This window comes from Sphingomonas sp. GM_Shp_2 (genome assembly GCF_026540875.1).
In the GTDB taxonomy this organism is placed as follows: domain Bacteria; phylum Pseudomonadota; class Alphaproteobacteria; order Sphingomonadales; family Sphingomonadaceae; genus Sphingomonas; species Sphingomonas carotinifaciens.
In genome coordinates, this window is the sequence record NZ_JALNUQ010000008.1 from 54747 (window position 1) to 68000 (window position 13254).

General features: G+C 67.7%; 11 protein-coding genes. 10 read left to right on the forward strand and 1 reads right to left on the reverse strand.

Annotated elements, in window-relative coordinates; all coding sequences use genetic code 11:
• The first annotated feature begins 1 nt into the window (after window position 1).
• The 6 genes from OXR08_RS04815 to OXR08_RS04840 are packed head-to-tail and all read left to right on the forward strand — an operon-like array spanning window position 2 to window position 10685.
• Window positions 2-3481 (forward strand): phage tail tape measure protein, encoded by a 3480-nt coding sequence (locus tag OXR08_RS04815; protein WP_267348144.1) that lies wholly within the window; start codon window positions 2-4, stop codon window positions 3479-3481.
• Window positions 3478-4065 carry a hypothetical protein gene (locus tag OXR08_RS04820; protein WP_267348146.1) on the forward strand — a complete coding sequence of 196 codons (588 nt, stop codon included), beginning with the start codon at window positions 3478-3480 and terminating at the stop codon, window positions 4063-4065. The genes OXR08_RS04815 and OXR08_RS04820 overlap by 4 nt, the downstream gene beginning before the upstream one ends.
• On the forward strand, window positions 4062-4688 hold the full coding sequence (locus OXR08_RS04825) for a hypothetical protein (RefSeq protein ID WP_267348148.1): 627 nt from the start codon (window positions 4062-4064) through the stop codon (window positions 4686-4688). The genes OXR08_RS04820 and OXR08_RS04825 overlap by 4 nt, the downstream gene beginning before the upstream one ends.
• Before the next feature lies 1 nt (window position 4689).
• The gene (locus OXR08_RS04830) at window positions 4690-5124 is read left to right on the forward strand and encodes a hypothetical protein (RefSeq protein WP_267348150.1); all 435 of its coding nucleotides are present in this window, start codon (window positions 4690-4692) and stop codon (window positions 5122-5124) included.
• Complete coding sequence (locus tag OXR08_RS04835) at window positions 5121-9122, forward strand: hypothetical protein (RefSeq protein ID WP_267348152.1); 4002 nt, start codon at window positions 5121-5123, stop codon at window positions 9120-9122. The genes OXR08_RS04830 and OXR08_RS04835 overlap by 4 nt, the downstream gene beginning before the upstream one ends.
• Window positions 9123-9173: 51 nt before the next feature.
• Entirely contained in the window at window positions 9174-10685 is a 1512-nt protein-coding gene (locus OXR08_RS04840; RefSeq protein WP_267348154.1) for a hypothetical protein, read from the forward strand.
• 2 nt (window positions 10686-10687) lie between these two features.
• On the opposite strand, the gene OXR08_RS04845 is transcribed toward OXR08_RS04840, so the two are convergent.
• A complete protein-coding gene (locus OXR08_RS04845) occupies window positions 10688-11029 on the reverse strand; it encodes a hypothetical protein (RefSeq protein ID WP_267348156.1) in 342 nt (113 codons plus the stop codon).
• A gap of 209 nt (window positions 11030-11238) precedes the next feature.
• On the opposite strand from OXR08_RS04845, the gene OXR08_RS04850 reads away from it, so the two are divergent.
• The 4 genes from OXR08_RS04850 to OXR08_RS04865 are packed head-to-tail and all read left to right on the forward strand — an operon-like array spanning window position 11239 to window position 13156.
• Complete coding sequence (locus OXR08_RS04850) at window positions 11239-11772, forward strand: hypothetical protein (protein WP_267348158.1); 534 nt, start codon at window positions 11239-11241, stop codon at window positions 11770-11772.
• Complete coding sequence (locus OXR08_RS04855) at window positions 11769-12176, forward strand: hypothetical protein (RefSeq protein WP_267348160.1); 408 nt, start codon at window positions 11769-11771, stop codon at window positions 12174-12176. The genes OXR08_RS04850 and OXR08_RS04855 overlap by 4 nt, the downstream gene beginning before the upstream one ends.
• 24 nt (window positions 12177-12200) lie before the next feature.
• Complete coding sequence (locus OXR08_RS04860) at window positions 12201-12731, forward strand: TIGR02594 family protein (RefSeq protein WP_267348162.1); 531 nt, start codon at window positions 12201-12203, stop codon at window positions 12729-12731.
• A complete protein-coding gene (locus OXR08_RS04865; RefSeq protein ID WP_267348164.1) occupies window positions 12728-13156 on the forward strand; it encodes a hypothetical protein in 429 nt (142 codons plus the stop codon). The genes OXR08_RS04860 and OXR08_RS04865 overlap by 4 nt, the downstream gene beginning before the upstream one ends.
• The last annotated feature ends 98 nt before the right edge of the window (window positions 13157-13254 follow it).

Below are 13254 nucleotides of genomic sequence, written 5' to 3' on the forward strand. Positions count from 1 at the left end.
CATGGCAATCGCTGTCGTCGGCGCGGCGCGCGTCCAGTTCGGCGCCGACATCATCGACTTCGAGACCGGTGCACACCGGGTCCAGTCGATCACCGAACAGGTCTCCGACAAGTTCAAGGAACTGGAGAAGACCGTCCGCACCGTCGGGCTGGTGATGACCGCCGCGATCACCGTGCCGTTCGCGGCGATGGTACGAGCGGTCGATCGGGGTGCTGGCAGCTTCGAAGGGCAGATGAAGCGCGTCGAGGCGGCGCTCGACAACGTGTCGGGCGAGCAACTGAAGGCGTTGTCCGATCAGGCCCGTCAGCTGGGCCCCACCGTGGGCAAGGGCGCAACCGAGGCAGCGACGGGGATCGAGGAGCTGGGCCTCGCCGGCCTGTCGACCGCGGACATCCTCGGCGGTGGTCTGAAGGCCACGCTGGATCTCGCCGCGGCCGGCATGTCGGACGTCGCGCCTGCGGCTGGCCTCGTGACGGACGTCATGGGGCAGTTCAAGCAGACGGCCGCTGATCTGCCGCGCGTGGTGCAGCAGGTCGTCGGATCGATGGACGCGTCAAAGTTCGGGTTCGAGGATTTCCAGCTCGCCGTCGCGCAGGGCGGCGGTGTGGCGGCTGCGGCCGGCGTCAGCTTCGGCGAGTTCGCGACCGCGATCGCCGCCACGTCGACGCAATTCTCCAGCGGCAGCGATGCCGGCACCTCGTTCAAGACGTACATCCAGAGCCTCGTGCCCGCATCGGATGAAGCCGCGCGGGTGATGAAGACGCTGGGCATCCAGTTCTTCGACACTGACGGCCGGATGAAGCCCCTCGCCGAACAGGCGGAGGTCCTGCGCAAGACGCTGGGCGACCTGTCCGACGAGAGCAAGAACGAGGCGCTGAAGACGATCTTCGGGTCGGATGCGGCGCGCACCGCCATCGCGTTGATGGAGCAGGGGCGCGAGGGCTTCCAGCGCTATGCCGACGTCGTCGCTGGCGGCGACGTGGAGGGCAAGATCGCCAAGCGTCTCGAAGGCGCGGAGGCTGCGGGCAATCGCGTCCGCGTCGCCTGGGAGAGCGTGAAGATTGCGCTCGGCCTCGACACCGGTCTGCTGACGATCACGGCCGCGATCAAGAACGCCTTCGCCGGCTTTCTGGAGATGATCGCGCGCGCGTCGCCGGCGGTCCACATGATCGGTGCGGCCTTCGCGGGTCTCGCTTCGCTGATGGGGCCGCTGATCGCGATCTTCGCCGCGGTCGGCGCGCACATGCTCGCCTATTTTGTTTCCGGTTTCGGCCTGGTCGGCAAAGCCATCGCTCTTATCGTCTCGCCGGTCACGACGATCCTGCAGATGCTCGGCGAGGCTGGCCTGATGCGGGTGCTGGGTATGGTCGGCGCGCGTCTGGCGGCGCTGCTCGGTCCGGTCGGGCTCGCGATCGGCGCCTTCATCCTGATGCGGGACAACATCCTGCCGGTGCTGGGCCAGATCTGGGACAAGCTGACGACGACGCTGGGGCCTCCTCTCGCCGCGATCATCGGCAAGGTCGGGGTCATCTTCTCGACGCTGGCCAGTGGACCTGCGGCAACGGCGCTGTCTGCGCTGATGGGCCTGCTCGGCGGGCTGGCGGACGTGCTGGGCGTCGTCGTCGCGGGCGTGCTGGCGATCGTCGGTGAGCTGCTGGTGCGAACGCTAGGCGCGGGCGTGTCTGTGATCGGCGGTTTCGTCGGCGCGGTGGAGGGCATGGTCTCCGCAGTCAGCGCGCTCCTGTCCGGCGACTTCGCCGGCGCATGGAACGCCCTGCTCGGCGCCGTGACCTCGATCATGGACGGAATGGTCGACGCCGTCGTTTCGATGGTGCCGGATCTCGAACTGCCGCTGCGCACCGCCTACGAGGCGGCCAAGGCATGGCTCGCCGATGGGTTCGGCAGCGTGCTGACCTGGGTATCGGAGGCTGTCGGGTCGGCGGTCACCTATGTGGCCAGCGTCTTCCCGAACGTCGTGTCGGCCGCCAAGGGTGTCTACGAGGGTGTGAAGGGCTGGCTCGTCGACAAGTTCGGCGGGATACTGTCGTGGGTATCGTCGGCTGCGGCCTTCATCAGCGACCGGTTCGCCGAGATCAAAAAGAACCTCGGACTGGGCGACGCTGCGACTGCGACCGCGCCAGCGGCGCCCCCCGCGCCGAAGCCCGTCGCCGCGCCTCCGCCCGCTCCGAAGCGGTCGGTCGACTTCGACAAGGACAAAAAGAAGAAGCGCGAGAAGAAGGGGCGCAACACCACCTATGACGCGACCAACCGCGAGCAGCTGCGCCTCCAGAACGAACTGGAAGCGGCTCGGCTACGCGGTGACCGCGAGACCGAACAGCGCATCCAGAACCGGCTGGATCTCGAAAAGCAAATCGAGGCGTATCAGCGCACCGGCCTGACGCACGAGCAGGCCCGCGTGCTGGCGCAGCGGGACATGACGGATCTGGCAGCGGCGCGCGCGCAGGCGGTCGCCCGGGAGATCGCGGACGAGCAGCAGCAGGTCGCGCTCGACGTGGCGCAGCTGGGCAACAACGCCGCGCTGGAGGACAGCCTGTCGCGGCAGGTGGAGCTGAAGCGTCGCATCGCCTTCTACTACGCCCAGACCCGCGATCTGGCGGAGGCCACCCGGCTTGCCGAGGCGGACCAGGCCAAGGTCGATGCCGCCCGGCTGGCGGTACGGGAGCGCTGGTTCGCGGAGGATGCGCAGGACCGCGAGCTGCGGCTCGCGCAGGCGCGTGGCGAAAGCGAGGAGCGCATCCGCCTCCTTCAGCGCGAGATCGACATCCGCGAACGCGCCCGCGAACTGGAGCGGCAGGGCATGGGCGCCGACGAGGCGGCGCGGCGCGCAGCGACCGAATGGAGCGAGGGCGAGAAGGCGCGGCAGACCGGCGTGTTCCGCGACACCTTCAAGGCTGGCGTCCAGGCCGCGATGGGCGGCGACCTGAAGGACTGGTTTCAGAACTGGTGGCGCGATCGTGTGGCCAAGGGGATGGAGGACGCGCTCAACAGCCTCGCGGATCTGATCTCGAACCTGTTCTCGAAAGCCGGTCAAGGCGCTGCAAACAGCGGGGGCGGCATCCTCGGCGCGCTGGGTGGTGCGCTGGGGGCCGTCTTTGGCAAATCGCCGTCGAGCGGGATCGGCGCGATCAACACCACGACGTGGGGGGAGGCTGGCGCGGTCAGTCTCGGCTTCGACAGCAGCAACCTGCCGAAATTCAACACCGGCGGGTCGTTCCGGGTGGGCGGCATGGCCGGCATCGATCGGAATGTCGTCAGCATGAAGCTGAGCCGTGGCGAGATGGTCGACATCACCAAGCCCGGGTCCGAACGCGAGGCCCCGCCCGCGGTCGTGCAGCTCGCGGTCGAGGAGGGGTCGCTGTTCCGGCCGGTCGTCCGGCAGGAAGCGGGCAACGTCTCGGTTCAGACCACTCGCACCAAGGCGCGCGCCGATGCACGCGCGCAGAGCCGGAGGCTCCGTTGATCGATCTGTCGGAGATCCTGCTCGACGATGTGCAGCCGGCGGTCCTCGACTTCGGGGGCACCCTCAAGCCGGCGCTGGGCGGGGCGTGGCAGCGCATCATGCGGATCGGAACGCGGTGGGCGTTCACGATGCAGACGCCGAAGCTGGATGCGGAGCCGGATCTCCGCATCTGGTCCTCACGCCTTGCGCAAGCGAAGCTGGAGACCGGTCTGGTCTGGATACCGGAGCCGGATCTCGTCTTCGGGCCGGAGGGTGCGCCGCGGGTGGCGCAGGCCGTGAATGGCGGCACCTCGCTGCCGCTGTCGGGTCTGACCCCCGGGCTCGTCGTTCCGGAGGGCAAGTGGCTGTCGATCATCCATGACGGCCGGCGCTACGTCTACCGGGTCGCGCGGGACGTGGCCGCGACGGCCGGTGGAACGGTGACGCTGCCGATCTATCCCCTGCTCCGGACGCGTCTCGCGGCCGGCGACGTCGTTGAGCTCGCCCGGCCCAAGGTGCAGGGCGAGATCGACGGCGACTTTTCGTGGAACGTGCCGGTCGGACGCTCCGCGCCCCTGTCTTTCACGATCGCGGAGGAAGAATGACCCCCCAGATGGAGGCCGCCTTCGCCGGGCGGCGCGTGCTCCTCGCGGGGCTGCTGCGTATCGTGCTGCCGGACCACACGATCCGGCTGTGCGACGGCTCCGGCGTCGTGACGTGGGGACAAGAGGTCTTCACCGGCCGCGACCCGCGCTTCGGCACGATCGGCGAGGTCGAGGAACTGGTCGAGGCGGTGGGCGATTCGATCCCCGGCCTGGAGCTGTCGCTCCTTCCTCCGACGACGTCGGCCGCGGTGACGCTGTCTTCTGCCGCGATGCAGGGCGCGCCGGTGCGGGTGTGGCTGGCGGTGGTCGACGAGACCACCGGCACCGTCCTGCCCGATCCCGAACTGCTGTTCGCGGGCGAGCTCGACGTGCCCTTCCTTGAGGTCGATCAGGGCACGCGCAAGCTGAACCTGTCGATCGCCAGCGCATGGGAGCGGCTGTTCGAGCCGAACGAGGGTGCGACCCTCTCGGACAGCTTCCACCGCTCGATCTTCCCGGCAGAGCGCGGGCTGAAGCACACGGTCGAGACCCAGATCGAAAAGCTCTGGGGACCGGGCGAGAAGCCCCCTGCCCTCACCTCCGTGCCCGACTTCCCCCGGGGCGGCGTCCAGGCGTACTTCTGACATGCACGATCTCGAACGACGCGCGCAGGCCGTGCGCGCCACCCTGTCGCATTGGCAGGGCAAGCCCTTCGCCTATGGCGCGGTCGACTGCGTGAAGGTCGGCGCGTGGCATCTGCGGCAGATGGGCCACCACCTGACGCTGGGGCTCGCCAAGGCAGGCACCTACCGCTCGGCCAAGGGCGCCAAGCGGGCACTGACCAAAGCCGGACACGACAGCGTGGCGGCAGCGCTGCTGGCGGGCGGGCTTGAGCAGATCCCGCTCGCCATGGCGCTGCCCGGCGACCTCGTGTTGGCCGAAGGCTCGCACGGCCTGGAGTCGGTCGGCATCCTGATCGGCAACGGCGCCATCGCCGGCTTCCATGAGGATGCCCCTGACGCCGGCCTTCAGGTGATCCGTCTCAACAGCTTCGCTCCCGTGGAGGCATGGCGCGCATGAGCACGTTCTTCCGCGTGATCGGCACGGTGGCGAGCATCGTGGCCGTCATCCCCAGCCCGATCCAGCCGATCGCCGCTGCGGTCGCGGTCGGCGCCAACATCGGCGCGGCCGTCACCGCCAAGCGGCCGGCGAACGACCAGCAGGGCCGCCAGTTGCAGTTCAAGATCGGCGCCGACATGCCGATCCCCTTCGTCATAGGCCGCACCGCCGTGGGCGGATCGGTCGTCTACCGGGACACCTACGGCAAGGACAACAGCTACCAGACCTTCTTCATCGTGCTGTCCGCCTCGTCGGCGCTGACCGGCATCGGCGGGATCGAGTCCTTCACGGCCGACAAGGCAACGGTGCCCTTCGCCGGCATGGAGGCGACGGGCTATTTCGCCAAGTGGATGTGGCAGGATCGCCAGCTGGGCGTCGCGCCGGCACCGGCCGCGCTGTCGAACGGCATCCGCAATCCGCCCTACGGCTTCGCCGGCACGCCCCCGGGCTGGGGCGCGGACGCGAAGCTGTCCGGCTACGCCGCCACTTCGCTGTCGCTGCTCTACGACACCAAGGCTCGCCGCTATGCGCAAGGCGAGCCGACGCCGTCGTGGATCGTGAAAGGCAACCTCGTCTACGATCCGCGCCGGGACAGCACCTATCCGGGTGGCTCCGGCCCCTGCCGGTGGGCGGACCCGTCGGACGCCGCGGCGTTCGATGCGGCGCGTCGGACGTGGATCTATTCGGACACCCCGGCGCTGCACGGACTGATGTGGCGGCTGGGCGTCTGGTGGCGCGACATGGCGGACGCCGCCTCGCGCTATCAGAAGATCATGGGCATCGGCGCGCCGATCGACATGATCGACCTCGCCGCGATCGTCCAGGCCGCGAACGTCCAGGAGGCCAACGGCTGGCGCATCGGTGGCGAGATCACCAGCGCGCAGGACAAGTGGGAGGTCCTGAAGCTGATCGAGCAGACGGGCGGGTGCGAGCCGATCGCCGTTGGCGCGATGATGTCGACGCTCGTGAAGGCTCCGCGCGTGTCGCTGCGCCGGATCACCGCGGCGGATCTGGCGGACGGCATGCTGTCGGCGCCGGGCGTGCGGCGTCGATCGGAGCGGCTGAACGGCTTCCGGGCGCGCTTCCGGTCGGAGCCGCATGGCTGGGAGATCGTGCCGATCGATATCGTGCAGGTCCCGGCCTATGTAACCGAGGACGGGCGCGCCAGAACGGGCAGCGGCGACTTCAGCCTGTGCCCCGATCCCGACCAGTGCGCCGAGCTTGCTGCATATGAGGTCTTCGACAGCCGCGAGCTGGAGCCGATCACGCTGCCGCTGAAGCCCTTCGCGGTCGCGTACCGGCTGGGCGACTGCCTGACGATCGATATCGAGGAGATCGGCCTCCAGAACCGCGACGTGATCGTGCGCGGTCGCCGCGTCGATCCGGCGACCGGCATCGTCACGCTGACGCTGCGGACCGAGACTGCCGCCAAGCACCCGGCCGCGCTCGGCCTGACCGGCGAGACGCCGCCCACCCCGACGCTGACGGCCGATCCGGACAGCATCGCGGCGCCCGCTCCGGGAACGTGGACGCTGACCGCCGGCACTGCGGTGTCGAACGGGCTGACGGTCCCGGCGATCTACGTCGACGGCGCCGTCGACAACAGCAACGCGGACGGCATCGTCATCGAATATCGCCGCGTTGGCGACGCGACCTGGACGTCGACGGGGCTGCTCCCGCCTGACACGCGTCAGCGCGCGATCACGCCGGTCGAGGCCAGCGTCTCGTATGAGGCGATCGTGCGCTATCGTGGGCGTGGGATCTACAGCGACGGGCTGCTGATCGGTCCGATCAGGACGCCGGACGCGTCAGCCGACTGGGAGACGGGCGTCGTCGGGCCAAAGAAGCCCGACGATAACGCGACGAACAGCGCAGACCCCGAGAGCCCCTTCGGTCCTGACGGCACGGTAAAGGAAGCGATCGCCACGCTGGATCGGGTGACCCCGATCGAGGTGAAGACCGAACTTCTTGATTTGATCCAGGCGGACCAGACGGCTGCGATCCGACAGGCCGCGCGGGATAACGCCACCCTCGCCCGCGCGCTGCTCCGCGCCACGGACGAATTGAACCGGACGCGAGAGGTTTTCCGGGACGCAGGCGTGACCGTGAACCCGGCGACTGGCGAAGTGCGCATCTATGCCGTTGATCAGGTCGCCGATCGCACGTCGCAGGCGGAAATCCGGCTGAACGCGGTGCAGTCGAGCCTCAACCTCCGCGTGACGCTCGATCAGTTGAACGAGGCAATCCTGAAGGCGCAGCTTGACCCCTCGGGGCAGGTCGATGTCGATGCGATCTTCTCGCGCCTGACCAACGTCGAAATCGGGCTGGACGGCGTCCGCGCCATCCTGCTGCTGAAGGCGGACGCCACCACGGTGACCGCACTGGGCGGGGTGGTGACGTCTGTGTCACAGTCGCTCGACGCGCTGGCGGGGGTGGTCGAGACGAAGGCCAGCAGCACGGCCGTGTCGGGGCTCACCGAGCGGGTGGGCAGCGTCGAGCAGACGATCCGCACGCTCGGCGACGTGTCGAGCATGTCAATCGAGTTGCGCCAGGCGCGGATCGCGGTCGGCAAGGCTGGGCAGGCGCTGCTCGCCGGTGTCGTCGCGAACGAGGAAGCCAATCAACGCATGGTGCTGGCGCTGTCCCAAGCGCGGCAGGAATTGCAGGCCTTCACTACCGAAGGGCTGAAAGCGGAGGCGTTCGCGCGCACGCTGCTGACGGCAAGGGTGGGCGGCACAGAGGCATCGCTCGCGACCGAGATCCGCGTGCGCGCCGACCAGAACGCTGCGATGACGCAAAGCATCACCGAACAGGGCGTTCGCATCGGTAACCTCAATGCGCTGGTGGTCGCGGTCCAGAAGACTCAGGCTGATGACAAGGCGGCGACTGCGACGACGATCGAGCAGGTGCGCGCGAGCGTCACGGCTGCCGATAAGGCGCGGCAGGACGGTGACGCTGCGGCTAATCAGGCCCGGGTTGATGGAGACGCTGCCGCTAACAAGGCGCGAGCAGATGGCGATGCGGCCAACCTTGCGGTGATCCGGCAAGTCGATGCTCGGGTTACGCAGCTTGCTGAGGTGTCGGCTACGGAGGACGAGGCGCTGAGCCGCCTCATTCAGCAGGTGTCTGCCCGGATCAGCGGGATCGGCGATGTCGGACTGGAGGCGGCATTCCAAGCCGTGGTAACGCGGCTCGGCAAGATCGAGGGTCGCTACACCGTCACCGTCGATGCAAACGGCAACCTCAGCGGCTTCCAACTGATCGGCTCGGATGCCGGCCCCGGCAGCCTCAACCTGATCAACACCAATCTTCGGATGGGCACTGGCCTGATCATCTGGAACGATGGCAACTTCATGGAGGTGAAGGGCATCGGCTTCGGCCGAAACCGTGATCTCCTGTCTTGGTACGGGCCGACGATGGCGATTGAGGCGTGCACGCGCGCCAATGGCTTGGAGTGGAAAGGCACGGACGGGCTGATTTATACCGCCGCGGCGATCAAGGCGGGTCCCTACGTCAACCGCGGCACGTCGACGCTGACCGCAGCCGATGCCTCATTCACGCTCGGGCCGTTCACCAGCAACGGCGGCTCCAAGGCGGTGGTTGCCTCCTACACCTTCCGTCGCAACCGACAGGTGGCGCCAGGTGGTGGGGGCTCGGCGACCGGCGCGCCGTCCGCCACGCTGGTGCTGGAATATCAGTCGGGCCCCAATCTGTGGGCGCATGTCGCGACCATTCAGACCGGCAACCCCGTCGTGACCGTCATTCCCGCAACCGGCGAAGATCCCGGCGTGCTGGAAGAGGCCATGTCGGGCAGCGTCACCTGGACCGACACCCGGACGATGCTGGACGGATACCTCTATCGGCTGCGCCTGACGGCCCGCCAGCAGGCCAGCTTCACCGGCACTGCTCAGGGCGCCGACAGCGTCACCCAGTCGCTGTCGATCGTCTCGCAAGAATAACATCCGGGGCCGGCAAGTGCGGCCCCCGCCCCCTTCATCTGAGGACCTGCCATGACCTATTCTGTGGGTACGATCACGCTCACCAACGGCAGCCGGGTTGTCACCGGCACCGGCACGAAGTTCGTCGCCAACGTGCTGCCCGGCTTCCTGCTGATCCCGGTTGGCGGTGCCGCTACCGTCATCGCCGAGGTGAACAGCGACACGCAACTGACCCTCGCGCGCCCCTGGGTCGCAGCAACGATGAACGGGACGCCGTACGACATCGTTGAGACGGCGGGCGGCGATATCGATCTATCGCTGCGAGCCTTGGCGCTGCTCAATACGTTCGGGAGTGTTCGCGATACGGTTGGTCAGGGGCTGTTCCCAGATGGCACGGTCACGTCACCAGGCGTGCGCTTCATCAATGACCAGGACACCGGCATCTACCGCAATGGCGCCAACACGATGGTGCTCGCCACGGGCGGCACAGCACGGATGTGGTTCGATGGCAGCTACGGGTATATCCCGGCTGTCATCAGTAATTCCGCAAGCAATGGCGCGGCTCTTACCTTGCGGCGGACGGAAGCTAGTGCGGCCAATCTGCTGCTGACGACCAGCTTTCCGGGGGGCAGCGAGATAGCGCTCAATTCCGGTGTCAACGGCGTATCGAACGACGGCTTTGCCATATCGATGAACGGAACGCCCCGTTTGATCATCGACGGGAGCGGCAACGTCCTCGTGGGGGTCACCAGCGGGTCGTATCACAACATCCAGAAGGATGGAGTGGCGAACGGCCAGCCGCTCATTGCCTTCCGCCAAGGTGGCTCCGTGCCCGTAGCGGTGGTGTATGCCATCGACTTCAATGGTGTCGAAGGGGCCAACGCAGCGAACGCTGCCTTCAAGGTGGGCCGGTCCAGCACCGGACGCTCGATCAGCGTCTCCGGTTCGATCAACACGGGCGGCGCCGACTATGCGGAATACATGGTCAAGGCGGATGGCTGCGGCGTCATCCCGAAGGGAGACGTGTGCGGCGTCGATCGGGACGGCAAGCTGGTGAAGACCTGGGGCGACGCCGTCAGCTTCGTGATCAAGTCGACCGATCCGTCTTACGTCGGTGGTGATACCTGGGCCGGGCATTTGTCCCCGCGCCCCGAGGCTCCAGGCGCTGAGCCTATCGAGCCTGCTCCGCCGCAGGCGCCGCCTGAAGGCGCTGACGACGCGGTCATTGCCGCATGGGAAGAGGCGACAGCTGCATATCCGGGGATCATCGCTGCCTACAAGGCCGATCACGTAGCATGGCGGCAAGCTACTGAGGCATATTCAAAGACGTTGCCTGTCTGGGAGGCAGAGTTGGAGAAGGCCCGGCAGTGCGTCGACCGCATCGCCTTCTGCGGGCAGGTGCCAGCGAACGTCTCGGGTGACTTCGAGGTGGGCGATTACATCATCGCCGCGGCGTCAGGCGCCGGGATCAAGGCCGTGGCTGTGAGGGCCGACGACATGACCCTGCCGCAATACATGCGCCGCATCGGGAAGGTCTGGGCGGTCCGCGACGGTCGCGCCTGGATCGACGTGCAGCACGGCTGATCTCAGCGATCATACCGCTTTGCTGAGGCACGTGAGCCGTGAGGACGCGCGGGGAGGAAACGGGCGCAGACGCTGATCACGAGCGGCCAGAAGATCGTATGGCCGATGTCAGAATAGGTGTCGGCGGCTCGCCATCCGTAGCCGATGAAGTCCAGCACCTCATTCAGCACCTCAAGGCTAACGACAGCCGCAAAGGGAATGAATGAGCCCAACGGACGACGCGTGATCGCCCACGTTGCCACGAGGATCAGCAAGCCCCCGTGCGTGTGCAGGATCGGATCGGTGTAGCCAGTGTTGACCGCGATCCACTCTTTTGCAGCGTGATAAATCTCGGGAATGCTCATCTCCGCGCCCTGAACCCTAACCTGTCCTGAGCACAAGAAAAACTGGGGGGGAATGGCCGGCGCCACGGGAGACGGCGCCGGCCGAGGGGAGTGTCGCTGTAACCGGGGGACGGCGTAGCCAGCGAACAAGAACCTTCTACGCGGGCACCGGTGACCGCCGGCTGACCAGAACGTGACAAAACCGCAATGTAGCGGACCGGAGACCCACTATGTCGAACGACAGCTTCGCGGCCCGAGCGGTTGCGGAAGGGCCGGCGACGGTCGCCCCGCCCTCCTTCGACGGCCACGGGTGGCTCGTCGCGATCAACTTGACCGAATTTACCGCCGGGTTCGTGATCGCAACGATCGTCGCGCTGAAGATGGCACGGGACATATGGCTCAACCGGGCAGAGGACCGGCTGCACCATCCCGTGACGATGTGGCGCGGCTTCGCCGGCATGGTCAGCGCAGCCATGGCGCTGCGCTTCCTGCTGGCCGCCATGGTGGTGTGGAAGTGGAATCCGAATGCCCCGGCCGAGACCGGCTGGGTCCTGACGCTTCAGCGCTTCACCGATCCAATCGCGGCGACCGTGGGCCTGTTGGCGCTCGGCCTGTTCGAGATCTCCGGCAAGGCAATGGCCGACCATCTGAAGCGCGAGCCGCTGCCGGTGCGGCTCTGGGCATCACGTTCGCAGCTGAAGCGACCGCTCGCCATCCTCGCGCTTAGCCTGGTGGCGGCTGTTGGCGTGGTGTCCACGCGATGATCTGGAAAATGGGGGCCACCATGGGGGCATTGTTGCCGCTCGCAGCAGCGGCGGTCGCGAGTGACAGGGGAGCGACGACAGCGACCAGCGTGCCGGTCATCTGGCACTTTGCCGGCTACCCGTTCGAGGCAGGCAGCATGATCGCGGCGCTGTGCGCGTGCATCGCGGTCCGCTTCTACGTGGCGCAGACCGATCGTCAGCAGCATCGCTGGACCGTCGACGCGCCCGTCACGGTGCTCGCGGTCCTGTTCACCGCCGGGGCGGTCATTCGCTTGCGGCCGGACCCGGCGCTGGCGCTGGTCTACGGCACCGGCCTCGGCGCACTGGGCGTCGGCATCATCACGATCGCGCTGAACTTCGTCCGCGCCAAGTTTCCGGGCGGGAACGACCAACCGGGCGCCTGACGCCCATCACCTGAAAGGACCGACATGAAGAACGAACCGGCGTGGCTCAAGGCCGCGCGGGCACGCATCGGCGTGCGCGAGACGCCCGGCAGCGGCAACAGCCCGATCATCATGGGCTGGGCCAAGCGGCTGGGCGTGAAGGTGCTGGGCATCGCCTACAATGCCGACAGCGTGCCGTGGTGCGGCGTCTTCGTCGCGGAGGCGCTGACCGCCGGCGGGATCGACCTCGCGGCCGAAGGCCTGCACCGCATGCGCATCGCCGTGCGAGCGAAGGCGTGGGCGGACTGGGGCGCGGCGCTGCGGCCCGATCGCGTGGCGCCTGGTGCCGTGCTGGTCTTCGACCGCGCCGGGGGCGGCCATGTCGGCTTCTACGTCGGCGAGGACGCGCGCGCCTACCACGTCCTGGGCGGCAACCAGTCCGATGCGGTGAACATCATGCGCATCGAGAAGGCGCGGTGCATCGCGATCCGCTGGCCGAAGGGCGAGCCGGTGATCGGGGCGCCCGTGCTGATGAAGGCGATCGCGGGCATCCCGCTGTCGACAAATGAGGCATGACATGGGCCGCGGTGCGCCGCTTCTGGCCCGCTATCCCGGTGCTGCTACTCGGGCTCTGGGTAGCCCGGCTCGACCATCTTCGCGCAGGGTATCGCGAGAAGGCGATCACATGTGCGTCCGGCCGCCTCGTCGACCGCGCGAACGGCGAACGCGACGTCGCCAAGGCTGAGACGGCGCACGTTCGTCGGGAGGCGGCAGCGACCGCGACCTATGCTGAGACCTTGGCGGCGCGCGAACCGCTGATCATCCGGTCCACCAACACAGTGAGGGAATATGCGAATAGTGATGCTGGCCGCGTGCTGTGCCGGGCTCCTGAGCGGGTGCGCGCGATCGACGAGCTCGACGCCGAGCTTGCCCGTCCTTCCTCGTCCGCCGGCAGCGGCGCTGGTGCCGTGCGTGACGACGCCCCAGCACCGGCAAGCTGACGGTAGCGCCACTGCGGCCGATGACGATGCCACCATCCGAGACGGCCGCTTCGATCTGGCGGCATGCGAGGCGCGGCGTAGGTTGCTGGTGGATGCGT

What these genes read in the sequence shown, in the direction of transcription:
- OXR08_RS04815 (WP_267348144.1), top strand. Translation starts at nt 2, where the DNA reads ATGGCAATCGCTGTCGTCGGCGCGGCGCGCGTCCAGTTCGGCGCCGAC.
- OXR08_RS04825 (WP_267348148.1), top strand. Translation starts at nt 4,062, where the DNA reads ATGACCCCCCAGATGGAGGCCGCCTTCGCCGGGCGGCGCGTGCTCCTC.
- OXR08_RS04830 (WP_267348150.1), top strand. Translation starts at nt 4,690, where the DNA reads ATGCACGATCTCGAACGACGCGCGCAGGCCGTGCGCGCCACCCTGTCG.
- OXR08_RS04835 (WP_267348152.1), top strand. Translation starts at nt 5,121, where the DNA reads ATGAGCACGTTCTTCCGCGTGATCGGCACGGTGGCGAGCATCGTGGCC.
- OXR08_RS04840 (WP_267348154.1), top strand. Translation starts at nt 9,174, where the DNA reads ATGACCTATTCTGTGGGTACGATCACGCTCACCAACGGCAGCCGGGTT.
- OXR08_RS04845 (WP_267348156.1), bottom strand. Translation starts at nt 11,029, where the DNA reads ATGAGCATTCCCGAGATTTATCACGCTGCAAAAGAGTGGATCGCGGTC.
- OXR08_RS04850 (WP_267348158.1), top strand. Translation starts at nt 11,239, where the DNA reads ATGTCGAACGACAGCTTCGCGGCCCGAGCGGTTGCGGAAGGGCCGGCG.
- OXR08_RS04855 (WP_267348160.1), top strand. Translation starts at nt 11,769, where the DNA reads ATGATCTGGAAAATGGGGGCCACCATGGGGGCATTGTTGCCGCTCGCA.
- OXR08_RS04860 (WP_267348162.1), top strand. Translation starts at nt 12,201, where the DNA reads ATGAAGAACGAACCGGCGTGGCTCAAGGCCGCGCGGGCACGCATCGGC.
- OXR08_RS04865 (WP_267348164.1), top strand. Translation starts at nt 12,728, where the DNA reads ATGACATGGGCCGCGGTGCGCCGCTTCTGGCCCGCTATCCCGGTGCTG.